General features: G+C 67.2%; 19 protein-coding genes. 15 read left to right on the top strand and 4 right to left on the bottom strand.

Annotation, left to right across the window (positions count from 1 at the left end; translation table 11 throughout):
- The first annotated feature begins 3 nt into the window (after window positions 1–3).
- The 6 genes from F9K07_RS05600 to F9K07_RS31555 all read left to right on the top strand — a co-directional run bounded on the left by F9K07_RS05600 (window position 4) and on the right by F9K07_RS31555 (window position 6,669).
- The gene (locus F9K07_RS05600) at window positions 4–846 is read left to right on the top strand and encodes an amidohydrolase family protein (protein WP_159590199.1); all 843 of its coding nucleotides are present in this window, start codon (window positions 4–6) and stop codon (window positions 844–846) included.
- A gap of 2 nt (window positions 847–848) precedes the next feature.
- Window positions 849–2,063, top strand: coding sequence for a 3-oxoadipyl-CoA thiolase (gene pcaF / locus F9K07_RS05595; protein ID WP_159590197.1), 1,215 nt, complete (start codon window positions 849–851; stop codon window positions 2,061–2,063).
- Window positions 2,060–2,866 carry a crotonase/enoyl-CoA hydratase family protein gene (locus tag F9K07_RS05590; RefSeq protein ID WP_159590195.1) on the top strand — a complete coding sequence of 269 codons (807 nt, stop codon included), beginning with the start codon at window positions 2,060–2,062 and terminating at the stop codon, window positions 2,864–2,866. The genes pcaF and F9K07_RS05590 overlap by 4 nt, the downstream gene beginning before the upstream one ends.
- Window positions 2,863–3,636 carry an enoyl-CoA hydratase-related protein gene (locus tag F9K07_RS05585; RefSeq protein ID WP_159590193.1) on the top strand — a complete coding sequence of 258 codons (774 nt, stop codon included), beginning with the start codon at window positions 2,863–2,865 and terminating at the stop codon, window positions 3,634–3,636. The genes F9K07_RS05590 and F9K07_RS05585 overlap by 4 nt, the downstream gene beginning before the upstream one ends.
- A 41-nt stretch (window positions 3,637–3,677) precedes the next feature.
- Window positions 3,678–4,658, top strand: a complete 981-nt coding sequence (locus F9K07_RS05580; RefSeq protein WP_159590191.1) for a Bug family tripartite tricarboxylate transporter substrate binding protein — start codon at window positions 3,678–3,680, stop codon at window positions 4,656–4,658.
- Window positions 4,659–4,812: 154 nt separating this feature from the next.
- Window positions 4,813–6,669 (top strand): hypothetical protein, encoded by a 1,857-nt coding sequence (locus F9K07_RS31555; RefSeq protein WP_201451515.1) that lies wholly within the window; start codon window positions 4,813–4,815, stop codon window positions 6,667–6,669.
- On the opposite strand, the gene F9K07_RS05570 is transcribed toward F9K07_RS31555, so the two are convergent.
- Complete coding sequence (locus F9K07_RS05570; protein WP_159590189.1) at window positions 6,666–7,589, bottom strand: LysR family transcriptional regulator; 924 nt, start codon at window positions 7,587–7,589, stop codon at window positions 6,666–6,668. The two genes, F9K07_RS31555 and F9K07_RS05570, sit on opposite strands and share 4 nt — an antisense overlap.
- Before the next feature lie 125 nt (window positions 7,590–7,714).
- Between F9K07_RS05570 and F9K07_RS05565 the strand changes: the two genes are divergently transcribed.
- The 6 genes from F9K07_RS05565 to F9K07_RS05540 all read left to right on the top strand — a co-directional run bounded on the left by F9K07_RS05565 (window position 7,715) and on the right by F9K07_RS05540 (window position 13,840).
- Window positions 7,715–8,686 carry a Bug family tripartite tricarboxylate transporter substrate binding protein gene (locus F9K07_RS05565; RefSeq protein WP_159590187.1) on the top strand — a complete coding sequence of 324 codons (972 nt, stop codon included), beginning with the start codon at window positions 7,715–7,717 and terminating at the stop codon, window positions 8,684–8,686.
- A gap of 5 nt (window positions 8,687–8,691) precedes the next feature.
- Window positions 8,692–9,729: an amidohydrolase family protein gene (locus F9K07_RS05560; protein WP_236581804.1), complete on the top strand. Its 1,038-nt coding sequence runs from the start codon at window positions 8,692–8,694 to the stop codon at window positions 9,727–9,729.
- Complete coding sequence (locus tag F9K07_RS05555; protein ID WP_159590185.1) at window positions 9,726–10,631, top strand: VOC family protein; 906 nt, start codon at window positions 9,726–9,728, stop codon at window positions 10,629–10,631. The genes F9K07_RS05560 and F9K07_RS05555 overlap by 4 nt, the downstream gene beginning before the upstream one ends.
- 21 nt (window positions 10,632–10,652) lie before the next feature.
- The gene (locus F9K07_RS05550; protein WP_159590183.1) at window positions 10,653–11,519 is read left to right on the top strand and encodes a fumarylacetoacetate hydrolase family protein; all 867 of its coding nucleotides are present in this window, start codon (window positions 10,653–10,655) and stop codon (window positions 11,517–11,519) included.
- Window positions 11,520–11,524: 5 nt separating this feature from the next.
- Window positions 11,525–13,066, top strand: coding sequence for a bifunctional 3-(3-hydroxy-phenyl)propionate/3-hydroxycinnamic acid hydroxylase (locus tag F9K07_RS05545; RefSeq protein ID WP_159590181.1), 1,542 nt, complete (start codon window positions 11,525–11,527; stop codon window positions 13,064–13,066).
- A 321-nt stretch (window positions 13,067–13,387) separates the two neighbouring features.
- Entirely contained in the window at window positions 13,388–13,840 is a 453-nt protein-coding gene (locus tag F9K07_RS05540; RefSeq protein ID WP_159590179.1) for an NYN domain-containing protein, read from the top strand.
- Here F9K07_RS05540 and F9K07_RS05535 read toward each other — a convergent pair.
- The 3 genes from F9K07_RS05535 to F9K07_RS05525 form a co-directional block, all read right to left on the bottom strand.
- Window positions 13,809–14,654 carry an aminoglycoside adenylyltransferase family protein gene (locus F9K07_RS05535; protein ID WP_159590177.1) on the bottom strand — a complete coding sequence of 282 codons (846 nt, stop codon included), beginning with the start codon at window positions 14,652–14,654 and terminating at the stop codon, window positions 13,809–13,811. The two genes, F9K07_RS05540 and F9K07_RS05535, sit on opposite strands and share 32 nt — an antisense overlap.
- 73 nt (window positions 14,655–14,727) lie before the next feature.
- Complete coding sequence (locus F9K07_RS05530; RefSeq protein WP_159590175.1) at window positions 14,728–15,405, bottom strand: helix-turn-helix transcriptional regulator; 678 nt, start codon at window positions 15,403–15,405, stop codon at window positions 14,728–14,730.
- 75 nt (window positions 15,406–15,480) lie between these two features.
- Window positions 15,481–16,245, bottom strand: coding sequence for an enoyl-CoA hydratase (locus F9K07_RS05525; protein ID WP_159590173.1), 765 nt, complete (start codon window positions 16,243–16,245; stop codon window positions 15,481–15,483).
- A gap of 188 nt (window positions 16,246–16,433) precedes the next feature.
- On the opposite strand from F9K07_RS05525, the gene F9K07_RS05520 reads away from it, so the two are divergent.
- The 3 genes from F9K07_RS05520 to F9K07_RS05510 all read left to right on the top strand — a co-directional run bounded on the left by F9K07_RS05520 (window position 16,434) and on the right by F9K07_RS05510 (window position 24,923).
- Complete coding sequence (locus tag F9K07_RS05520) at window positions 16,434–18,743, top strand: patatin-like phospholipase family protein (RefSeq protein ID WP_159590171.1); 2,310 nt, start codon at window positions 16,434–16,436, stop codon at window positions 18,741–18,743.
- Window positions 18,744–18,815: 72 nt separating this feature from the next.
- Entirely contained in the window at window positions 18,816–21,632 is a 2,817-nt protein-coding gene (locus F9K07_RS05515) for an ankyrin repeat domain-containing protein (protein WP_159590169.1), read from the top strand.
- Between the two features lie 84 nt (window positions 21,633–21,716).
- Window positions 21,717–24,923 carry an ankyrin repeat domain-containing protein gene (locus F9K07_RS05510; protein WP_159590167.1) on the top strand — a complete coding sequence of 1,069 codons (3,207 nt, stop codon included), beginning with the start codon at window positions 21,717–21,719 and terminating at the stop codon, window positions 24,921–24,923.
- The last annotated feature ends 48 nt before the right edge of the window (window positions 24,924–24,971 follow it).

Below are 24,971 nucleotides of genomic sequence, written 5' to 3'. Positions count from 1 at the left end.
CCCATGCGCATCATCGACCTGCACTGCTACCCGGGCACGCCGACCTGGGTCGAGTCCCAGGGACCCTACCCCGCCGAGCTCGCCCGCTACTGGAAGCGGGACTGGGTGGGCAAGAGCGAAGACGACGTGATCGCCGAGTTCGCTGGCGCCGGTGTCGAGGCCTGCCTGGTGGCGCTCGACCTGGAGACCACCGTCGCCGCACCACCCTGCACCAACGAATACGTGCACGACATGTGGAAACGGAATCCGCAGCGCGTCATTCAGTGCTGGGGCGCGGTGGAGCCGGCCAAGGGCGAAATCGCGATGATCCAGGCCCGCAAGGCGGTCAAGGAACTGGGCTTCATCGGCTTTCACTTCCACCCCATCATGCAGCACTTCGCCGTGAGCGATCGCCGCTACTACCCGCTGTTCGAGGAGATCAACACCATGGGCGCGGCGGTGATGATCGACGTCGGCACCACCGGCATGGGCGCGGGCATGCCCGGCGGCCACGGCGCCGTGGTGCGCCACGCCCATCCCAAGCACATCGACCAGCTCGCGGCCGACTTCCCGAACCTGAGGATTGTCATGGCCCACCCCGGCTGGCCCTGGGTGGACGAGACCACCGCCGTGGCGCTGCACAAGGGCAACGTGTACTGGGAGATGTCGGGCTGGGCGCCCAAGCACTTCCCGGGCAACCTCAAGGTGGACATCCGCGGCCGCCTGCAGGACAAGATCATGTTCGGCAGCGACTACCCCAGCCTGCCCTACGAGCGCATCCTGCGCGAGTGGGACGAGCTCGGGTACAAGCCCGAGGTCATGGAAAAGATCCTGCACGGCAACGCCGAACGGGTGCTGGGATTGTGAACATGGATGCATTCCTGTGCGACGGCGTACGCACACCGATCGGACGCTACGGTGGCGCGCTCTCGGACGTTCGCACCGACGATCTGGGCGCCATCCCCATCCGCGCGCTGATGGCGCGGCACCCTTCGCTCGATCCGGCCTGGATCGATGAGCTGGTCTACGGCTGCGTCAACCAGGCCGGCGAGGACAACCGCAACGTGGCCCGCATGAGCGCCTTGCTGGCGGGCTTGCCGGCCGAGGTACCGGCGGTCACGGTCAACCGCCTGTGCGGCTCGGGCCTAGAAGCCGTGGCGCAGGCCGCGCGTGCGCTGCACGCGGGTCAGGCGCAGATCGCCATCGCCGGTGGCGTGGAGAGCATGAGCCGCGCGCCGCTGGTGATGCCCAAGCCCACGGCGGCGTTCTCGCGCCATGCCGAAGTGCACGACTCCACGATCGGCTGGCGCTTCGTCAACCCGCGCATGGAAGCGCTGTACGGCGTAGATGCGATGGGCGAGACCGCCGAGAACGTGGCGCAGGAACACGGCATCTCGCGCGCCGACCAGGACGCGTTCGCGCTGCGCAGCCAGCAGCGCGCAGTGGCGGCGATGCGAGCGGGTGCGCTGGCGCAGGAAATCGTGCCGGTCGACGTGCCCGGCCGCAAGGGTGCCATCACGGTGGTGACGCAAGACGAGCACCCGCGCGCCGACACCACCGCTGACAGCCTGGCCGCGCTCAAGCCCGCGTTCCGCGCAGGCGGCACGGTCACCGCCGGCAACGCGTCGGGCGTGAACGATGGCGCCGCCGCCTTGCTGCTGGCCAGCGAAGCGGCCACGCAGCGCCACGGCCTGCGGCCCATCGCGCGCATCGTGGGTTTCGCCAGTGCCGGTATCGCGCCGCGCGTGATGGGGTTCGGTCCTGTGCCAGCGGTACACAAGCTGCTGGAGCAGATCGACTTGCACATCGGCGACTTCGAGGTCATCGAACTCAACGAAGCCTTCGCGGCCCAGGGATTGGCAGTGACGCGCGCACTCGGATTGACCGACGACGCCGCGCACGTGAATCCCCACGGCGGCGCCATCGCCTTTGGCCATCCGCTGGGCATGAGCGGCGCGCGCCTGGTGCTTACCGCGGCGCGGCAATTGCAGCGCATCGGCGGGCGCTACGGCCTGGTGACCATGTGCGTGGGGGTGGGCCAGGGCGTGGCCATGGCCATCGAACGCGTGGGAGACCGCGTATGAACGATGCCATCCGCGTCGAACGGCGCGGTCACGTCGCGCTGCTCACCCTCAACCGGCCGCGGACCCGCAACGCCCTGAGCGGCGAGGCCATGTTCGCGGCGTTCGAGCAGACCTTCGCCGCGCTCAACGCCGACCTGGACATCCGCGTGGCCATTCTTACGGGCACGGGCACGGCCTTCTGCTCGGGCGGCAACCTGGCCGAGATGCGCGACCACACCGGCATGTTCGCCGGCCCGCCCGAGCAGATCGCCCAGGGCTACCGCGAAGGCATCCAACGGATTCCACGCGCCTTCGAGGCGTTGCAGGTGCCCATCATCGCAGCGGTCAACGGCCCTGCCATCGGTGCCGGCAACGACCTCGCCTGCATGTGCGACCTGCGCATCGCGTCCACCACCGCGCGCTTCGCCGAGAGCTTCGTGAAGGTCGGCATCGTCCCCGGCGATGGTGGCTGCTGGCTGCTGCCGCGCGTGGTTGGCCACGCGCGCGCGGCCGAGATGGCCTTCACCGGCGACACCCTCGACGCCGAGGAAGCGCTGCGCATCGGCCTGGTCTCGCGCGTGGTCGAGCCCGAGGCGCTGCTCGACGAGGCTTTTCGCCTGGCCGCCCGCATCGCGGCCAACCCGCCGCAGGCGCTGCGCTGGACGCGCCAGCTGCTGCAACAGGCCCGCACCGGCACGCTGGACGAGGCGCTGCACGCCGCCGGCCGGCTGCAGGGTCTGGCCCACCACACCACCGACCATGCCGAGGCGGTTGCCGCGTTCTTCGAGAAGCGCGCACCCCGGTTCACGGGCACGGCACCATGAGCGAGGTCCTGCTCGAAGAGCAGCCTGCACAAGGCGTGGCGCTGCTGCGCCTGAACCGCCCGGCCGTGCTCAACGCACTCAATCTCGAGTTGCGCCAGGCGCTCGCGCGGGCCTTCGGCCGGCTCGACCTCGATGCCAGGATCCGCGTCATCGTGCTGGCGGGCGGCGACCGCGCGTTCTGTGCCGGGGCAGACTTGAACGAGTACGTGGACGCCACACCGGCGGACATCATGGAGCGCCAGATGGACCGGCTGTGGGGCGCCATCGCCGGTTGCCGCAAGCCGGTGATCGCCGCCGTCAAGGGCCACGCGCTCGGTGGCGGCTGCGAGCTGGCGATGCACGCCGACATTCTCATCGCCGGGCAGGGCGCTCGCTTCGGGCAGCCCGAAGTGACACTGGGCATCATGCCCGGAGGCGGGGCCACGCAGCGTCTCACGCAAGCGGTGGGCAAGTTCGCCGCGCTCCACATCCTGCTGCGGGGAGAACCCTTCAGCGCGGACGCGGCCCTGGCCCTGGGCCTGGCCAGCGAGGTGGTGAGCGACGACGAGGTAGAAGCCCGCGCATTGCAGGTGGCCAGCGAGCTGGCGGCACGGCCCGTGCTGGCACTGCGGCTCATCAAGGAAGCGGTGCTGGAAGGCATGAACAGCGGACTGGAGAGTGGGTTACGGTTCGAGCGGCGCTCCTTCCAGACCCTGTTCTCGACCCAGGACAAACACGAAGGCATGCGCGCCCGACTGGAGAAGCGCCCGCCCATGTTCACCGGGAATTGAACACCGGCAGCACTCCAACCCACCCACCACCAGGAGACCCCATGAACCAGCGGACCCTTCGTCCCATCCTGACCGCCTTCGCGCTTGTCGTGTGGGCCACCACCGCCGTGCAGGCGCAAAGCAGCGCCTACCCCACCAAACCCATCCGCGTGCTGGTCGGCTCACCGCCCGGTGCGCCCTCCGACATCACTGCGCGGCTTTTTGCCGACCGGCTGTCGCAGCGCGTGGGGCAAAGCGTCATCGTGGAGAACCGCCCGGGCGCCGGCACCAGCCTGGCCGCTGGCGTGGTCGCCGCGGCCGACGCGGACGGCTACACACTCGGGGTCAGCCCCGACACGGTCGTCACGGTGAATCCGCTGGTCTATCCCCGGCTCAGGTTCGACGCGCACAAGGACCTGATGAACCTCTCGGTGCTGGCGAACTTCACCCAGATGCTGGTCTGCCATCCAGGCACGAAGGTCAAAACCGCGTCCGAACTGGTGGCCCGCGCGAAGTCGACCCGCATGACCTATGCCTCGGGCGGTGCCGGCGTGCCTGGCCACCTGGCCGCGGAGATGTTTCTGCGCCACACCGGCGCCCGGATGGAACACGTCGCCTACCGTGGGCCCGCGCCGGCCACCACCGCCGTGCTCGCTGGCGAGGTGGATTGCGGTTTCCTGGCCACGCCAACGGTGCTGCCGCACGTGGCGGCCGGCAAGCTCGTCGCCCTGGCCGTGTCGTCCGCCGAACCCTCCGCGCTCGCACCGAACGTGCCGACGCTGGCCCAGGCGCTCAACGACCCCAGGCTGGACATCGGCTTCAAGCTGGTGCTGCAGGCGCCCGGAAAACTGCCGGAGCCGATCGCGACCGAGCTGGAACGGCACGCGAGCGCCATCATGGCGGAGCCGGACGTGCGAGCCCGGTTGCAAGCGCTGGACCTGCGGGGCGTGGGCAGCACACGCCGGGTCGCCGAGGCCCAGATGCAGGCCGATACCGCCCGCTGGGAGCCGGTGGTGAAACAACTGAACCTGAGCCTGGACTGAGAAAGGGTGTCTCGTCAGCGGCTGATCCTTTCTTTCGCCCGCCCCCTGCGAAACGATGGGGCAAGGGGTATGCGCCACGCTCGTGGGACCGGAACCAGCGAATGGGCGCCGTTACGCACCCGCATCCCAAATCCGATGCAGGCGAACTTCCCCCATGAGCAGACTCAGCGACACCCCCTCCGGCAATTCTTCTGCGGCTGGCAAGCGCCCCAATCCATACGAGAACACGAACAACGAAGCCAAACGCCAGCGAACGTACGACAAGGTCTCCCAGGATCTGTTGGACGAGTGGCTGTCCGCGCTGCTGCCCTTGCCCTCTTCGGCCTTACCCCGGGTAGAGGCGCTTCTACGCTTCATCGCCATCGGCACCGAATACCCGTACCAGAAGAACGACGAACAGCAGGTGTACGACGACCTGATTCGGTCCGAGGCGCACAACATATTCCTGGAGGTCTTCGCCGCCTTCAACCAGATCACCTGGCCGGATACCCCGGAAGGAGACAGACCCGATCCCTTCAAGCTCGTCCTCCAGCAGGCCCACGACTGGGATCCCATCCTGCCAAACCTGATGATCGAGGCCCTTGAGGATTTGCCCGTCCGCCGACTCGTGCTGTTCCCCGAACGTGCCGATGCCAACTCGTACTACTGGCTGCCCAAAGCGGTGAACAACTTCCTCTCCGCGCTGCTGACATCCGAACGCAGCTCGCTCACCGAAATCGTCTTCAACGGTGTGCTGGAAGCGCCCGACAAGGTGGCGCGGGCCTTCGCCCAGAGTCGGCTGCAAGCGATCGAGTTCGGATGGATGGAGCAGCAAGCGCCCGATGAGGAAGAGATGGAGCACTACAGGACCCTGGCAAGGGGCCTGGCGGACTGCAGCACGCTCACGCATATCCACGTGAGCCACCCGTCCTTCTTCGCCTTGCACACCCAGATCGACGAGTTTCCGTCCACCGGCCCCCAGCTCTCCTCCGTGGGTTGGGATCTCGATCCGCAGTACCCGGTCTCGATCGACTACGGTCAACCGCACCTGCAGCCGCAATACCAGGAATTCATGTGGACCGTGCGCGAGTTCGCCACATTGAAAACGGTCTCGGTAGAAGCCAGTGTGGCCAACGGCGAGAGTCTGAACGAAGTCTTCATCAAGCCGTTGACAGGCCATGCCGCATTGGCCCAGCTCACCATCGTGGGCGAGAGCGTGCTGCCGACAGACCCGACGACCCTGAGCGTACTGCCCCTGGTGGCATCGCTGAGCGCCTCTTGCCCGTGCCTGACCCAGTTCGAGTGGTCAGAAGGCGAACTTCCCCAGGAAGCGGGCGACAACCTGCGCGAATTCCAACGCGCGGGGGGCGACCTGGCGATGGCAGGTCCTTGCGCGGCCCTGGCCCACGCCATGGCAGCGCCAACGTTCGGGCTGCAATCGATAACCTTCAATGGTGGCGTTGTGTTGACCAGCATTCTGGGCACTCTCGTCAGCTCGCTGCAGCACAACAAGACGCTGTGGTACCTCAACCTCGACCGCTGCCACACCTCCCTGCGCTCCGCCCTCGCGCTGGTGAACATGCTCCAAACCCACACGACGCTGAAACACGTCGTCCTGTCCCAGGAGCACGACGACTATTACTTCGAAACGAGCGATGGAAACATCCATGGCTTCCGGACCATGGAGTCGGATTCGGACGACGACCAACCCCAGGACTTCACGCTTTCATTTGCAGAAGAACTCACCGATGCGCAACGGGCCTTGGCGCTCAAGGAGTTCGGCGAACTGGAAGGTGAGGCCAACCAGTTGTTTGCCCGGCTGCGGGCGCACAACCTGCGCGGGCAACGCGAAATGGCCATGGCGACGGCATCGCCTGCCCGGCACATCACTGGCAATATCCCACCGGAAGTGCAAGGCTCGGCGCCGAGCACAACGCAGGCCAGCACGACCGCCACCACGATCACGACGACCACCAGCACGACCACGACCACGACCACCACGACCGGGACCACCAGTACGTCGAAGAGCTAAGGCATCCGCGCATTCGCCTCGCGCCGGTTGACCTCGTGAAACAGGCCCCGCAGCCAGCGGTGCCCGGGGTCGTTCTGCATGCGCCGGTGCCAGAACTGCTGCACCTCGATCACCGGCGGTTTGAACGGCAATCCGATGCGCCGGATCGGGATGTGCCGCTCCATCACGGTGGCAATGTCCTCGGGCACGGTCGCGATCAGGTCGGTGCCGGGCAGCAGCGCCAGCAGGCTCATGAAGTGCGACAACTCCAGCGTCACGTGGCGGCGCCAGCCCTTGGTGTCGAGGAACCGGTCGAGCAGGTGTTCGCGGCCATCGGGCAGCACCACCACGTGGCGTGCGGCCAGGTATTGCTTCTGCGTCATGCGCGCCATGCCTGGCCCCACGCGCGCGCAGGCGATGCAGGCGTATGAGGTCTTGAACAGGCCTTGCTGAAAGAAGCCGGCCTTTTTCAGGTCGGGAAAAAATCCCACGGCCAGATCGGCATCGCCCGAGGTGAGCGCCTCGGCCGCCGCCTCGCGGGGCTTGGCAATCGCCTGCAAGCGCACCGAAGGCGCCTCGTGCCGCAAGCGCCGCAGCACCCCTGGCAGAAACGCCACCTCGCCGATGTCGGGCGTGAGCAGGGTGAAACTGCGCTCGGCCTTCAAGGGTTCGAAGCTGGCCTGCTGCAGGATCTCGTGGTTGATGGTCTCCACCACGCGGTGCACCACCGGCCCGAGTTCGAGCGCGCGCGGTGTCGGTTTCATCTGGGTGCCGGCGCGCACGAACAGCGCGTCGTCGAAGACCGCGCGCAAACGCGCGAGCGCCGCGCTGGTGGCCGGCTGGCTCAAACCCAGGGCCTCGCCCGCCCGCCCCACGCTGCGGTGGCGGGTCATGGCGTCGAACACCACGAGCAGGTTCAGGTCGACATGTCGAATATCCATGGCATGGATTCTATGAATCCACGTCATCGTCTGGTCAGATAAAGCAGGGATCCCTAGCATGCGGGCTGTTTTCACCCCATGACGGGCCGCCCGACGGTGCCGCACCACTTCCAGGAGACAAGCCCATGCAACGCCGAGATTTCGCCCGCGCCGCCGTGCTGCTGCCCTTCGCCAGCGCCCTGCAAGCCCAGACCCCCGCCTGGCCCCAGCGCCCGATCAAGTTCATCCTCTCGCAACCGGCGGGCGCGGGTCCCGACATCCTGGCGCGCTACCTGGCCGACCAATTGGGCCGGCTGTGGAACCAGTCGATCGTGGTGGACAACAAGCCGGGTGGGCAGAACGTGATCGGCGCCCAGGCCGCGGCACGCTCGCCGGCCGATGGCTACACCTTCTACTACGCGACCACCGCCGCCATGGTGACCAACGCCTTCACCTTCAAGGCCCTGCCCTACGACCCGGTGAAGGACTTCGTGCCGGTGCGCCTGGTGGGCCGCAGCCCCTTCGTGATCGCCGCCGCCGCGAACTTCCCGGCCAAGGACCTGGCCGAGGCCATCGCCATGGCCAAGGCGCAGCCGGGCACGGTTTCGATCGCCACCGAAGGGCCCAAGACCTTCTCCGGCATGCTGGCCGACAGCGTGGCCGCCAAGGCCGGCGTCAAGCTCAACCACGTGCCCTACACCAAGGCACCCGAGGCGATCCAGGACGTGATCGGCGGGCGCGTGCAACTGGTCTGCCTGCCCGACGCCGCGCTCACCGCCTTCATCAAGAGCGGCCAGATCAAGCCACTGGCCATCAGCACGGCGCAGCGCCAGGCTTCCATGCCCCACGTGCCTGCGCTCAGCGAGACCTTCCCCGGCTTCGAGTACACCGGCTGGAACGGCGTGTTCGCGCCCGCCGGCACGCCGTCCGACGTGGTGGCGCGCGTGAACCGCGACATCGAAACCGTGTTGCGCCAGCCCGAGGTGGCGGCCCGCCTGCAGCAGTTGGGGTCGCTCGCGGAGCAGAAGATGTCGGTGGCCGAGTTCGACGCCTTCATGCGCGGCGAGCACGCGCGCTGGCGCGACATCGTCAAGGCCCTGGGCATCACGGCGGAGTGAGGACTGTGCCTTCCGCGATGCGCTGTGCCTGTGGCGGTGTCGACGTGCACGCGCACGTCGTGCCCGAGAACTTCCCGGCCTACATCGGCCGCCGTGCGCCGGCGGACTGGCCTTCGATGGCGCCGGCGCAGCCCTGCCACCGCAGCGTGATGATCGCGGGCAAGAACTACCGCACCGTGTCGGACAAGTGCTGGGACGTGGCCAAGCGCCTGCAGGACCTGCCCGCGATGGGCCTGGACCTGCAGGTGGTCTCGCCCATGCCCGAGCTGCTGTCTTATTGGATGGACGCCGTAGACGCGCAGCAATTGCTGCGTTACCTGAACGACCAGATCGCTGCCATGGTGGCCGAGAGCGGTGGCCGCCTCGCGGGCCTGGGTGCGGTGCCGCTGCAGGACGTGGATCTCGCCATCCGCGAGCTCGAGTACGTGGTGCAGACGCTGGGGTTCGCGGGCGTGGAGATCGGCAGCAACATCAACGGCGTGCCCGTGGGTGCTCCCGCGCTGGATCCTTTCTTCGAAGCCTGCGAGGCGCTGGGCGCGGCGGTGTTCGTGCACGCCATCCGCCCGGCTGGCATGGAGCGCCTGGTGGGACCCGCGCCGCTGCAGCAGGTGCTGGGCTACCCGAGCGACGTGGGCCTGGCCGCCGCGTCGGTGATCACCAGCAACCTGCTGGTGCGCCGGCCCGGCCTGCGCATCGCGTTCAGCCACGGCGGGGGCACGCTGGCCTCGTTGCTGCCCCGGCTGCAACAGGGCTGGGGCGTGTTTCCTGCCTTGAAGGAAGCGGTGGTCGAGTCCCCGGCCGAACAGGCGCGCCGGCTGTTCTACGACACCCTGGTGTTCGACACGCCGACCCTGCGCCACCTGGTGGCGAGCTTCGGCGCCACGCAGCTGATGGTGGGCACGGACTACCCGTTCAACTTCCATGACCGCACGCCGGTGCAACGCATCGAAGCCGCCGGCTTCGACGGCGCGGTCACCGCGCAACTGCTGCAACACAACGCCGAGCGCTTCCTGGCCCGGCCCATGAAAGTGACCACCCCATGAGTTCTCCCTGGATCGAAGGCGTGCGCAGCGTGGCGCTCAACGTGCCCGACCTCGCGCGCGCCGAAACCTTCTACACCGAGGTGTGGCACCTGCAGGTATCGCACCGCAGCGAACACGCCGTCTACCTGCGCGGCAGCGGCGCCGACCACCACCTGCTCGCGCTGTATGCAAACGGTGGCGACACGCCCAAGATCCGCCAGGTGACGCTGCGCGCGCGCAGCGCCGAAGCCTTGCAGGCCGTGGCCGAAGCCGTGCCGCGCGCGGGTGGTGCCATCGCCTCGCCCATCGGTCCGCTGACGAAGAACCCGGCGGGCGGCACCGGCCTCACGCTGCGCGACCCGCATGGCCGCGTGTTCCAGGTGGTGCACGGCGATACGCGCCTGGAAGACCGTGGCCCGCAACGCGACACGCCGGTGCGCCTCACGCACGTGGTGCTCAACAGCCACGCGGTGGACGACACGCAGCGTTTCCTCACCGAGGCCCTCGGCTTCACGCTGGCCGACCGCACCGTGGCCATCGCCTTCATGAACTGCAACCGCGACCACCACACGCTGGCCGTGGGCGTGGCCGACAACGACGCGCTCAACCACATCGCCTTCCTCATGCCCGATGGCGATGCGGTGATGCGCGGCGGCGGCCGCATGAAGGACGCGGGCCACCCGATCCAGTGGGGCCCAGGCCGCCACGGCCCGGGCGACAACCTCTTCAACTACTTCATCGACCCGTTCGGCATCGTCATCGAATACACCGCCGAGGTGGAACAGGTGGACGAGACCTACCAACCCCGGGGACCGGCCGACTGGAAATGGCCACCCGGGCGCGTCGATCAATGGGGCATCTCCGCCCCACCCTCCACCACCCTGAAGGAAGCGCAACGCCGCGTCCTCTTCGTTCCTTCCTGATTTTTTGAAAGCCTCCAGCACATGCGATTCACCACCTACCTGCGCGACGGCGCCACCCGCCTGGCCGTCGTCGATGGCCAAGACCTGATCGACCTGAACGAGGCGCAAGCGCACGTGCCCGCCGACCTGCGGGACGCGCTGAAAGCCGGCGTCGACCTCCTGGCCGCCGCGCGCGCCGCCGTTGCCAGCGGCACCGCACGCCTGCCGCTGGCGAGCGCGCAGCTGGCGCCACTGGTGCCCGAGCCGGGCAAGATCGTCTGCCTGGGCCTGAACTACTTCGACCACGCCAAGGAAGGCGGCCGCGACAAGCCCGACTACCCCTGGTTCTTCTTGCGCGGCGCCTCCTCGTTGATCGCGCACGGCGCGGCCGGCGTGGTGCCCAAGGTGTCGTCGAAGTTCGACTACGAGGCCGAGATGGCGGTGGTGATCGGCCAGCGCGTGCCGCGCCACACCCAGGAAGCCGACGCGCTGCAATACGTGTTCGGCTACGCGCCCTTCAACGACATGAGCGTGCGCGACTACCAGAAGCGCACGCCGCAATGGACCATCGGCAAGAACTTCGACGCCACCGGCGGTTTCGGCCCGGTGCTGGTGAGCGCCGACGAACTGCCGCCGGGCGCCGTGGGCCTGAAGATCCAGGGTCGGCTCAACGGCCAGGTGATGCAGGACGCCAACACCAGCGACATGATCTTCAACGTGGCCGAGACCATCGCGCTGCTGGCCGAGGTGCTCACGCTGGAGCCGGGCGACGTGGTCGTGATGGGCACGCCGGCCGGCGTCGGCCAGGCGCGCACGCCGCCGGTGTGGATGAAGGCCGGCGACAGCTACGAGGTCGAGATCGAGCGCATCGGCACCCTGGTCAACCCGATCGTGAACGAACAGGCCTGATCATCATGGAGCAGAAGGTGTTCGATGTCGCCATCGTCGGCTGCGGGCCTTCGGGCGTGGTGGCCGCAGGTCTGCTGGGCCAGGCCGGCCTGAGCGTGTACGTGTGCGACCGGCTCAAGGATGTCTACCAGATTCCGCGCGCGATCGCGCTGGACCACGAGATCATGCGCGTGTTCCAGCAGCTGGGCGTGGCCGATGCCGTGGCGCCTTTCTGCGAGCCGTTCACGCCCTCCGAGTACTTCGGTGTGGACGGCCAACTGATCCGCCGCATGACCATGGTCGCGCCGCCCTATCCGCAGGGCTACACGCCCTCGATGGTGTTCACCCAGCCCGAGGTGGAGCGCGTGCTGCGCGAACGCGTGGCGCAACTGCCGAACGTGGTGATGGACCTCGGCGTGGAGATGACGGCGGTGTCGCAGGACAGCGCGCGCGTGGCGCTGTCCATCCGCGATGGTGATCGGACGAAGACCGTGGGCGCGCGCTACGCTATCGCCTGCGACGGCGGCTCCAGTGCGGTGCGCACGCAGCTGAACATGCCGCTCGAAGACCTGGACTTCGACGAGCCCTGGCTGGTGGTGGACGTGCTGGTGAACGAACGCGGCCTGGCCAAGCTGCCCCGGGTGAGCGTGCAGTATTGCGAGCCCGAGCGCCCGTGCACGCTGGTGATCGGCCCGAAGAACCACCGCCGCTGGGAGATCTCGCTGAAAACCGGCGAAGACCCGCGCGAGATGGCCAGCGACGCGGCCACCTGGCGCCTGCTCTCGCGCTGGCTCACGCCCGAAGACGGCCAGCTGTGGCGCCAGGCCAGCTACCGTTTCCACGCCCTGGTGGCGCAGGATTGGCGCCAGGCCCGCGTGTTCCTGGCCGGCGACGCGGCGCACATGCAGCCGCCGTTCCTGGGCCAGGGCATGTGCCAGGGCATCCGCGACGCGGCCAACCTGTCGTGGAAACTGGCCGCCGTGCTGCGTGGCGAGGTGAAGGGCGCGAACGCTGAACGCCTGCTCGACAGCTACGGCACCGAGCGCAAGGCGCACGTGCGCGAGCTCACCAGCCGCATCAAACACGTGGGCGAGGTGATCTGTGTGCGCGACGTCGTGCAGGCGCGCGAGCGCGACGCCGCGATGCTCGCGCAATGCCACGGCGTGGTGAAAGACACGCCGCGCCAGGACATCCTGCCGCCGCTGAGCACCGGCTTGCTGGCGCAGCAAGACCATGCCGCGCGCGGCAGCCTGTTCCCGCAGCCCTGGTTGCTCACGGCCAACGGCCGCCAGCGCATGGACACCGTCGCGGGTCACGGTTGGCGGCTGGTGCTGGCGGCGGGCCAGGCGGTGCTGCCCACGTCGGGATTGCGCGTGGTGGCGCTCGGCACGCAGGACGCGCTGGAGACCGATGGTGTGGCCGAGGCCTGGTTTCAACGCCACCAGTGCGTGGCGGCCATCGTGCGGCCGGACAACTATGTGTTTGGGGTGGCCGGCGCAGGAGAAGTGGACGCCTTGGTGGCATCGTGGGCCGTGGCGCTGGGCGCCGAGGAAATCTGCACCGCTTGAACGAAATCAGGCAGCGGACTGCCAACGCCTTGAGCGGGTTTCTTCCATTGGTGCCCGGATCGGCATGGGTTAAAGTCGCCCCCGCTCACGAAAAAGGTGAGCCGGGCCTGAGAACCCGCCGTTTCCCCGCGACCTGAAGGTCGCTGCAAACCGCTGGTAGCAGCGGCCTTCGTTGTTCGTGCAAGCTTTTGGCGGCTCGGACGGGAGGTCGCAAGGCCTGCCGGTTTTCGCGAGGAAGCGCCGGTTCTCAGCCCGTTCGGGCCGCCGCCACCCTGTCACGTGGCGGCGGCTGTCCACCGAACCGAACAGGGGGAAAGCCGCATGCCCAAGCTGGGACACAAGCAACAAAGACTCGCCGTGTTGATCGACGCGGAAAACGTCTCACACACGCTCATCCGCGCCATCCTGCTGCGCGCCGCCTGCTACGGCACGCTCATCGTCAAGCGCGCGTTTGCCGACTGGTCGCGCTCCGAGATGAAGCGTTTCAAGAGCTTGCTGAACCCGAACGCGATCGAGGCCGTGCACCTCATTTCCTTCGCGCGGGGCAAGAACGCGGCCGACATCACGCTGTGCCTGCACGCGATGGACCTGGTGAACGCGGGCCTGGTCGACGCGGTGTGCATCGTGTCCTCCGACAGCGATTTCGCGCCGCTGGTGTTCAAGATGCGCTGCGAAGGTGTGCGCGTCTATGGCGTCGGGGACCGGCAGACGCCCCGGGCTTTCGTGGCGGCGTGCAGCAGCTTCATCTACACGGACTCGATCTCGGCGGCGTGAGGCCTGCGTCGCTCCGCGACATCCCGTCGGCCTCGCGATAAATGCCCGCCTTGACATGCGCCACCCAGGCGGCCAACTCCGCCCCATGATCGGCGAGCTCATCCACCGAGTCCCCCCGGTAGGCATCCCGAGCACGCCTCAACACGGGCTGCAATCCCATCGGCAAACGCGGCAACGCCCAATCCGCCGCCACGTCCTTCGGCGCAAAGCCGCCCGTCACCACACTGAACCAGATGCGCGCCAAGGCCAGCACCACGTTGCGCTCATCGCCTTGCCAATCGGCTTCCTGGTTCCACTGCGCAACCGAGTCGAGCAGCGCCCGCTGGATGTCCGCACGCGGCACGGGCTCGAACTGCTGCTCGGCCACCGGTCCCATCAGACACAGGCTGTGCCCCCGCACCTCGGTCAGAAGAATCGCGAGATCGTGGTCCGGCATGGGCGGTTCGAAGACCCCGCGCAACAAGTCCTCGCGCAACCACTCGCCGAACTGCAGTTCGCGCCGGGGCGGGTAGCGCCACGGCAGCACATCGCCGAGCACCAGCACGGTCACCTCCAGCGCGCGCAGGTCGGGATCGGTGCCCGGCCAGGCAGACACGCGCAGCAGAGCGGTCATCAAATCGCGCCGCTGAGGTTCGGGCAGCGGCGCGTCCACGGTCACCAGCAGGTCGATGTCGCTGTGCGGCTTCAGACCGCCCGACACCGCAGAGCCGAAGAGATGCAGAGACTGCATCGCGCCGTGCAGGTGGCGGTCGAGTACGGCACGGGTGCTCGCCAACTGATGGGCGATGTCGACAGGTGGTGATCGCGCGTCCATCAAATGGGTCCGCCGGAATCACCACCGGCAATGGCGTTCCACCACCGTCGGATGTGCTCGAGTTCTTCGCGGGTCATGGGACTTCTCCGCTGTCCACATCACCCAACGTGACACCTCTCTTGAGATCCCCGACCTGCGCCAGGATGCGCTTGCGCATCGTGTCGGGGAGCACCGTCGTCAAGGGAGACGCCTGACGCAGTTCCTGCGCCCTCCGCGTGCGCCCCAATGCCTTTCGCCATCGACCGTGGGCCAGAATGTCCTGCCATTCCTTCCACAAACCGCTGGAGCGCGAAGGCCCCGCGCGCAGCCAGCGTTCCAGCGTTTTCTGGACTTGGTGCAACAGCGATGGATCGGCACGTACCATGCGCACCGCTTCCTCATGAAGCACCAGGCTTTGCAGGTCCTGCAGCTGATGTTGAGATGTATCGGTCGACACCCGCACTTGCACCACCGGTCGCGCGCGACGCGACCGCGCGGCGGCACTGCCAGCAGGTCCGGGCTGCAACGTATCTCCCGCCAACAATGCGAGCTCGCCCCCAATGCCCAGGATCGACATGACGCGCAGATAAGTGCCGATCGAAGGTCCAGGATCGCCTGCTTCGACGGCACCCAGGGTGGTGCGCGAGATGCCCGCGCGCTCAGCCATGTCCACCGTGCTGATGCCTTGGGCCTTGCGAAGGCGTTTGAGTCTGTCGCCTAGCTGCAAAAGCAACTGGCGCTCCAATACCACCATGTGCTCCGAGTTGGTCATTTGTCCAACATTATGGACATTTATGCAAAATTTGTCTATATATTCAGACAAATTGCCATCGATGCCGGGCTTTGTTCAAACCTTCGAAAAATCCGGCTTCCTGCGTTCCATGAACGCCCCGAACGCCTCCTTGGCCGCCGGCTCGCGCAGCATGCGGCCAAAGCTCGCTCCCTCCTCGGCCATGACCTCCATCACCTGCCGGGCCTGGCCTTTTTTCATGAGGCGCTTGGTCTCCACCAGGGCGCTCAAGGGCTTGGCGGCGAGCTTGCGCGCCACCGCCTGGGCATAACCGGCAGCCTCCGTGGGCGGCAGCACGCGGTTGACCAGGCCCACTTCCAACGCGGCCTCGGCCATGAACGGCTCGCCCAGCAGCAGCGCCTCGGCCGCGCGGTGGTAGCCCAGCATCTGCGGCACCAGCAGGCTGGACGCGGCTTCCGGGCACAGGCCCAGGTTCACGAACGGCATGGAGAAGGCAGCGTTGTCGCCCGCGTAGACCAGGTCGCAGTGGAACAGCATCGTCGTGCCCACTCCCACCGCCGGGCCGCACACGGCGGCGACCATCGGCTTGGGAAACTGCGCGATGGCGCGCAGGAAGCGGAACACCGGCGAGTCGACGGTCGCGGGCGGGTTGTTCAGGAAGTCGGCGATGTCGTTGCCGGCGCTGAAAGTGGTCTCGTTGCCCTGGAACACCACGCAGCGCACGCCAGCGTCGTCTTGCGCGGCCTGCAGCGCGTCGGCCAGGGCGCCGTACATGTCGGCGGTGATGGAGTTCTTCTTGTCGGGCCGGTTGAAGGTGAGGGTGCAGACGCCGGCTTCGGTGTGGACGAGGATGTCGCTCATGGGGTGTCCCGTGTGGTGCAAAAAAGGAGGCTGCAAATTACCACGAAGCGCTGCGCTTTTCTGGAGCCCGCTACCGGGCACATGACCACTCGGTGACACATGTCCCTGCAGCGCCGCGCTTGGGCACCCCTCTACACTGGCGGCCTCGCCGCGATCCAGCGCGGCCCCTGCAGCACCTGGTGACGTCGATGCCCTCCCTCTTGCTCCCTTTCGCCCACCGTGGCCTGATCACCGCCCTGCTCTTCCTCGTCCTGCTCGGTGGCCATCCCGCGCACGCGCAAGCCGCGCCAGCCCCGGCAGCCGCAGCAGCCGAAGAGCCCGCTCCCGTGCCCCGCCCCCGCGTGGGCCTGGTGCTCTCGGGTGGCGGCGCGCGCGGCTTCGCGCACGTGGGCGTGCTCAAGGCCCTGGAAGCGGCCAAGGTGCCGGTCGATCTGATCGTCGGCACCTCCATGGGCGCCATCATCGGCGGGCTGTACGCCAGCGGCATGACCGTGGACGAGCTCGAACGCGAGATCCTGTCGGTGCATTGGGGCGATTTGTTCGACCGCCGCGAGCCCCGGCAACGACTCTCGCAGCGCCGCAAGGAAGAAGACTTCGAACTCTCGCCCGTGCTCATGCTCGGCTTTCGCGACGGGCAGTTCGTGCTGCCCACCGGCGCGGTGTCCACGCGTTCGCTGGAAATGCTGTTGCGCCGCTACACCTTGTCCACCCGGCATCTGGCCACGTTCGACGGCCTGCCCACACCGTTTCGCGCCGTCACCACCGACATGGAGACCGGCCAGGCCGTGGTGATGGACCATGGCGACATGGCCGCCGCACTGCGCGCAAGCATGTCGGTGCCGGGCGTGTTTTCCCCGCTGGAGGTGGACGGGCGCATCCTGGGCGATGGCGGCCTGGTGGACAACCTGCCGGTGGGCGTGGCGCGCCGCATGGGGGCGGACGTGGTCATCGCCATCAACATCGGCACCCCGCTGGCCGGGCGCGAAACACTGGGCAGCGTGGTGGGCATCACCACGCAGATGGTGAACATCCTGACCGAGCAGAACGTGCAGGCCAGCATCGCCACCCTGACCCCCGACGACTTGTTGCTCACCCCACCGCTGGGCACGATTTCTTCGGCCGACTTCGGCAAGGCCGCCGAACTGGTGAAGATCGGCAACGACTACGCGCAAACCGTGAGCGAGGCGCTCAAGCGCTTTTCGGCCGATGCGCCGCGCTACCAGCAATGGGTTGCCACGCGCGCGGCGCAGGCGCAGGCCAACGCCGCGCGCATCGGCAGGGTGGCCTCGGTGAAGTTCGAAGGCGTCAACGAGGCGCACGCGGCGCGCCTGGCCACAGCCCTGGAATCGGCGCCTGGCCAGTCGCTGGACGTGCCCACGCTCGAGCGCGACCTGCAGACACTCGCGGCCACCGGCGACTACGAGCGCGTGGACTACAGCCTGGCGCGGCGTGGCGATGGGGCCGAAGACCTCACCGTGCACCTGCGCGAGAACACCTGGGGACCGAACTACCTGCGTGTGGGGCTGGACTTGCGCACCGACTTCGAAGGCCAGGGCGCCTTCAACCTGCGCATCAGCCACAACCGGCACTGGCTCAACGACAGCGGCGCGGAGTGGCGCAACCGCGTGCAACTGGGCGAGACGCTGGGCCTGTATTCCGAGCTCTACCAGCCACTGAGCCTGCGCAGCGACCGATTTGTCTCCGGTTATGTAGACGCGAGCCTGCGCCGCGTGGAGTACTTCACCCCCGGTGGCGACATGTTGGCCCTGCTGCAGCGCCAAGGCGTGCAGGTGGGCGTGGACCTGGGCTGGCCCATGGGCCTGCTGGGCAATGTGGGCGACATGCGCGTGGGCCTGGTGGCCGCGCGCCGCAAGGTCAAGCCCGAGTTGATCGCGGGCGTGTTGCCACAGGACGCGCACGGCTCCCTGGTGTGGAGCGAGCTGGGCGTGCGGGCCGCCGTGCTGGCCGACCAGCTCGACTACGCCAATTTCCCTTCGCGCGGCTACCGGGCCAAGGGCGAGATCGTGATGGGCCGCCGTTCCTTCCGCGACGAGGAAAACAGCGGCAGCTTCACGCGACTGGAAGGCACGGCCACCGCCGTGAAGAGCTGGGGCCCGCACACCTTCAACCTGGGCGCGCGCATCGCCTACGCCAGCCAGATCCCCATCGGCGCGCTCGACGAATACGCCCTGGGCGGCTTCCAGCAGATGTCGGGCTACCGCGTGGGCCAGCTCGCGGGCAATTACCTGGTGTTCGGCCGCCTCACCTACTACCAGCGCCTGCCGTACAGCGTGGGCGTGGCACGCGCCTTGTTCGTCGGTGGCTCGATCGAAGCCGGCAACGCCTGGACCGCGCGGCGCGACATCTCGTTCAAGGACATGCGCACTGGCTCCAGCCTGTTCGTGGGCGCGGACACCGGCATCGGCCCGCTGTACCTGAGCATCGTGAGCGCGCCGCGCGGCTATACAGGGCTGTACCTGTTCCTGGGCCGGCCTTGACGTCGGCTTGAGCCACCGCGCCGGAACCGAAGCACCCGGCGCGTTCCGCAAACCGGTTTCTGGAGAAACCGTATGCGACCGACGACTGGACACCCCGGATCATCCCTGAATTTCGCGCCCGATCGGCATTCGCAAACGACCACGACCACCACGGCGACCACGACCTCCACCAGCACGGACACGGTCGGGATCTCGCAAACCGCCACGACCTCAGCGCCCCATCACAAACCGCAAACCACGCTGGACGACAAGTACACCCCGCAAGGACCTACGGCACAACTCTCGCCCCAGGCACAGGCGGTGCTGCAGGCCAGCCAGGAAGGTGCGCAGCAACTGGCCCAGGCGATCGCGGACAACGACCTGAAGCAGGTCCAGCAACTGTTGGACCGCGCGCCCTTTCTGCTGAACCAGCCGCTCGACGACACCGGCACGCCTTTGCAGATGGCCGCGCGCGAAGGCAAAGCAGCCATCGTGGACGCCCTGTTGGCGCACCCGGGCATCGAACCGAATCTGGCCGACATCCACGGCACGACACCCTTGCACGAAGCGGCGGGGGCGGGCCACGACGGCATCGTCGCCGCGTTGCTCAACAAGAACGCCAACCCCGACGCTCTTGATCGAGAGCGGCGTGCCGCGCCGCTGCACCTGGCCGTCGCCGGCCGGCACATCAACGTGGCGCGCTTGCTGCTGCAGCAAGGCGTGGCCCACCTGGACGCGCGGACCCGGTCCGGCGCCACGGCGTTCTATCTGGCCATTGAGTCGGGGCAGCTGGACATGGCCCAACTGCTGCGGGCGCGGGGCGCCAACATCAACCTGGAGGGAACCGACGGCTGGCGACCGCTGTTCGCCGCATGTCAGAAGGGTTCGCACGAGCTGTTGTCCTGGCTGCTGGCGCAGAAACCTCTCACGTCGCTGGAATGGCCGCACAAGCTGAACCCCGCACATGCCGTGGCGATGAACACGGCCCATCCGCAAAACATCGAATTGTTGCGCCAGCACATGCCGCGCGACTTCACACTGCTGCTCACGACCCCGGACGAATGGGGCAACCTGCCTGTGTTCGGCGCCATCGAATGCGGCCAAACCGAAGAGGTCATCGCGTCGCTGCAACCGCCCAGAGCCGTGCAGGTTCAGCCGCTGGTGGCCACCACCTACAACCGAGGGCGGTTGGTCTTTGGCCCGTTCCCGGAATACATGCAAAGCATGGAGCTCGTCAGCATCGCCGAAAATTGCGGGATCGCCATGGACGCGCATGGCGACGTCCACAACAACGCCACGTGGCCGGATGTCCAACAGATGGGCATCCAGCACGGTGATTTCGCCGTCTGCCATTTCCGGTCGTACTGGGACGAAACGCTGCAACGCGTCATGGTGGTGTTTCCGGCGTCCGATCCGCGCGGCAAACCCGAAGCTGTGCCCCTGGCGAATCTGATGCGCGTCCTGTTCAACAAGGGGGTGCTGAGGGCGCTGTTCATGGGCGACGACGTGGCCCGCGCGGCGCAACCGCTGCGGCGGCTCTTGCAGTACGAAACCAGCTTCCATCTTCCCGCCGATCGCGAGGGAGGCTTCCTGGATCTGCACTACAGCTTCATCGGCGGAGAAGGCCCAGGCCTGCCCAGCCTGAACGCCGGCGTGGCACATCTCTTCATGCACGACTGCGCGCAGGGAAAAACACGCGGCGTGGCGGGCAACGCGCTGCACACGCGCTCGGTGTTGCCTGTGACCACCCTGGTCTGGGACGGCGACAACCGCGAGCTGGTGTTGCAGCGCAGCGAACCCCTGCCGCTGCCAGCGCTCTACGCCATGCAGAAAGCCTACGTCGACCCTGCCAAGCTCGCGCTGCTGTTCCGCTATGCCCATGAAAACATCCCGGACAAGGCGCGGGAACTGCTCGGCAACTTCAACCTGAACGTGGACGAACTGCAGCTCGGAAAGACCGCGCTGCACGTGGCCTGCGAGGCGGGCAACGTGGAGGTCGCCAATGTCCTTCTGGAGCATGGCGCCAACCCTCAGAAAGTGTCGAAGACCCACCAGCTCGCGCTCAACCTGGCCTGCAGCAACGGCCATGCCCACGTGGTGCAGTTGCTGCTGGAGCGTGGAGCGACTTCCCCATCGGCCCTCTGGCAAGCCTGCCAGAGCGGGCATGTCGACGTGGTCAAGGTGCTGCTGGACAACGGCGCGGGCGTCGATACGCAAGACATCGAAGGGCACACACCGCTGATGTTCGCCAGCAAGGAAGGCCACGTGGCGGTCGTCGATCTGCTGCTGGCGCGCGGTGCCGACATCCAGCACACCTCCAACCAAACGTGGCGCACCGCGTTGCACCTGGCTGCCGCAGGTCAGCCCGATGTGGTGGCGCTGCTGCTGAAGAAAGGCGCCGCGGTCGACCCCGCCAGCAGGCGCGGCCAGACGCCACTGTCCATCGCGGTCGAGTACCACCAGCTTGATATCGTCGAATTGCTGCTGAAGCACGGGGCGGATGCCACGCAACGGTTCGCAGACAGCACGCTGGTGCAGATGGCCGTCGTAGGGAAACACGCACGCATCGTCGAACTGCTGCTATGGCATGGCGCCTCCCCCAACGACGTCTACTCCGGCGGCAGCACCTTGCTGATGATCGCCTGCGCGAATGGCGATATCGCCACGGTGCAGTTGCTTCTGGCCCAGGGCGCGCGGATCGACACCAACCACAGGAACCAGAAAAAAGAAACCGCCCTGCACATGGCCTGCCAGCAGGGCCACGCCGACGTTGTCCAGCTGCTGCTCCAAAGAAACACCAACCACCAGATCAAGGACAGGCGGGGAAGGACCCCGCTGGATGTGGCCAAAGCACATGGCCGCGATGAGGTGGTCAAGCTGATGACGCCGCCCCGGCAAAGGCGGTACTGAAGCCGACCCAGGCCGGCCCGCAGCAGAACCCGATCGGGTCGCCCGTTTCGTACAGGAAGAACTTTTTTCTCCTGGAGCCACAGCATGAAAGCGATCGGTGCAGCGCTGGCCTCATGGACCCAGGCCGGCTCGAACCCCCACGACAAGCCGCCGACGGCCCCGACCAGCGACAGCGAGGCGTCGAGCGAATACCTGAACATCACCGGCGACGTCGAGTGCGAGACAGAAGAGCCCGACCTCGATGCCCTGGATACCACGCCCGAGCTGACGCTCTCGGCGCAAGCGCAGGCGGTGCTGCAAGCCACCCAGGGCGGCACGGGCCCGCTTGCCCAGGCGATCGACGAGGACGATCCGGCACGCATACAGGACGTCTTGCGCCGCGCGCCGTTCTTGCTGAACACGTTGCTGGCCAATGGCATGCCGCCTCTGGCATGGGCGGTGTTTCGGGGGAAAGAAAACGCCGCCGCGTTCCTGCTGAAGCAAGGCAGTATCGACCCGAACCTGGCCAGTAGCGATGGCTGGACGCCCTTGCACTGGGCAGCCCAAAACGGCGGCATCGGGATGGCCACCGCACTGCTCGGGCATCCGGAGACGGACGTGCATGTGGCCTGCGACGATGGAACGACACCGTTCTATCTCGCCATCGCCCACAACCATCTGGACATGGCCGACTTGCTGGTGCGTGCCGGGGCCAACATCCACCGAACCCGGCGAGGCGGTCATGCGCCCCTGCATGCCGCCTGCACGGCTGGGCATGTGGAGGCCGTGCGTTGGTTGCTGAAGCGACCGGAACTTCGGGCGCTCGGCGACAGCAAGCGTGACAGGTCCGCCGTATTGAACCAACGCACCAACCGGGGCATCACGCCCCTGCAGATGGCCGCCGAAACGGGTCGGCAGAAGGTGGTGAAACTGCTGTTGCGACAGAAGAGCATGGACCCGAACCTGGCAGACCACGAGCAATGGACCGCTTTGCATCGGGCCGCCGCAAAGGGTTTCACGGGCGTGATCACCTGGCTCCTGAACCGTCCCGATATCCAGATCGATGCGCCGGGCCCCAAGGGCCTCTCGGCGCTCTTCTACGCCATCCGGCATTCGAAACGCAAGGCCGCCGAACTGCTGCTGGACAAGGGCGCCGATATTCACCATCGGACCTTTGGCTTCACGCCCTTGATCGGAGCGTGCTCGCACACCAGCGCCGGCAACGTGCGATGGTTGCTGAAGCAGCCGGCGCTCCTGGAAAAAAATGGCCGACCGATCGCTTTGCGCACCGTGGTGAACCAGGCGGCTCCCAATGGCGTGACACCCCTGCTGGGGGCGATCGGACAAGGCGATGCGAAACTGGTGCGGCTTCTGCTGGACCATGGCGCCGATCCCGACCAGATCGGCGCTGAAGAATGGACGCCCTTGCATTACGCTGTGCACGCGGGCCACCGCGACATCGCCAAGTTGCTGCTGCAACGCGACACCGACATCCACAAGCCGCTTCCCAGCGGTCTCACGTTGTTCTACCTCGCGATCGCGAACGACAGGTTGCAGGTCGCTCAGTGGTTGCTGGCCCGGGGAGCGGACATTCAGCAGCCGATCCAAGGCGGCTCCACGCCGTTGCATGCGGCCTGCGCCGCCAGTCTCCTCACGCTGCGCTGGCTGCTGAACAAAACGCTGCGGCAAGCTGGCGCGCGTGCGGCCCTGGTGCTCAACCACGCCGACCAATCCGGCACCACACCGCTGCTGCAGGCCACCAGCGCAAACGCCACACACGCGGCGAGCCTGCTGCTGAAGCAAAAGAGCATCGATCCCAATCGGCCGAACAAACAAGGTTGGGCACCTCTTCACCACGCCGCCCGCAATGGCAACCTGGACGTCCTGGTGCGGTTGTTGGAGCACCCCGGCATCCGTGTACTACAGGAAGGGCCGCATGGGCTCACGCTCATGCACTTCGTGGCCATCAGTCCAGACCCGCTGCCGCTCCTGATCGCGATCCGCGCCAGGGTGTCGCCCGAGGTGTTCGAGGCACTCCTGAAATCGCGCGACGAATGGGGTGCCTGGCCCGCGTCATTGGCCGCGGAACGGGGCGCACCCCAGGAGGTGATCGACTTGCTGACGCCGCCCACGAGGATTCTGCCCATGGCGCGGGTGCCCACGGCGCAAGGCCGGGGCTGGGTGGTGACGGGTCCCCGGCTGGAGCCACTGGACGCACAGGTGGACGTCGCAAGAAAGGCCGGCCTGCAGATCGAAACCTTGGGCGACGGCAAGACCCAGCTGTCTTGGCAGGCATTGATCGGGCTGCCCATCCGGTCCGGCGATTTCGTCTTCATCTATGCCCACACGCAATGGGACACCTCCCTGCAGAGGGTCATGATGGAAATGGGCAAGGGCGTGTTCGTGCCACTGGTGGACGTGGCGCGCATGCTGCATGAAAAAGGCGCCCGAAAGGTGGTGTTTCTCGGTTGCGAAGCCCACATGGGCATGACCCCCCTGTACCACTGCCTGACGAAAGACCCGACCCTGCGGCGACCCAGAAACGGTGTCGAGGGTTACCTGGGCCTGGAATACACCATCGTGGGCAACGGAAAGACGGTCGGTGCCCTGAACACCATCGCGGTCGCTTTGGGTCTCGAAGACTGTGCCACCAAGCTCAGGAATCCCCTGGCGGCAGGCGACGCGCTGCCGATGCGGTCGGTACAAGCGCAGCAATCGCTGGCTTGGGATGCCGAGAGCGCGACGCTCAAGGTCACCGGCCGTGGGCCGCTGGACGCTCGATGGCTGGGCCATCGGCCCGCCGAGGAGGTCGAGGACCTCAAGAGCCAGTTGCTGGTTCTGCATGCGTTCGACGGGAGAGCCGATCTGATACAGATTCTTCTGGAGACGCTCAAGGCCGATCCGAACGCTTCGGTCGGAGGGTATACGGCGCTGGCACTGGCGTGCCATGGCGGCCGGCTGCACGTCGCAAAGGCCTTGCTCCAGCACAACGCCGATGTGCATCTGACCGATCTGGCGGGGCGGTCCGCGCTGTACTTTGCGAGCGAGGGCGGCCATGCGGAGGTGTGCCATCTTCTGCTGGAGCACGGCGCCAACCCGGCACAGGCGATGACGGCCAAAGACGACGCCTCCACGCCACTGCTCATTGCCGTCGAAAAAGGACACGCCGCGATCGTCCAGCTGTTGCTGGATGCCGGGGCCGACCCCAGGACCAGGGGCCCTCAGGGCCACGACGCATGGAATCTGGCGCGGCACCATGGGCGCACCGCCATCTTGAATCTTCTGTCCCGGCGGCAAGCACCATCCCCCTGAACGCAAGAGCACTCAGCCGTCCGTCATCGCGCCGCAGCGCGCGATCGG

Source organism: Hydrogenophaga sp. BPS33 (assembly GCF_009859475.1).
Lineage (GTDB): Bacteria > Pseudomonadota > Gammaproteobacteria > Burkholderiales > Burkholderiaceae_C > Hydrogenophaga.
Note: the sequence above shows the minus strand (reverse complement) of the source record. Positions and strands in the feature narration are given on the sequence as shown.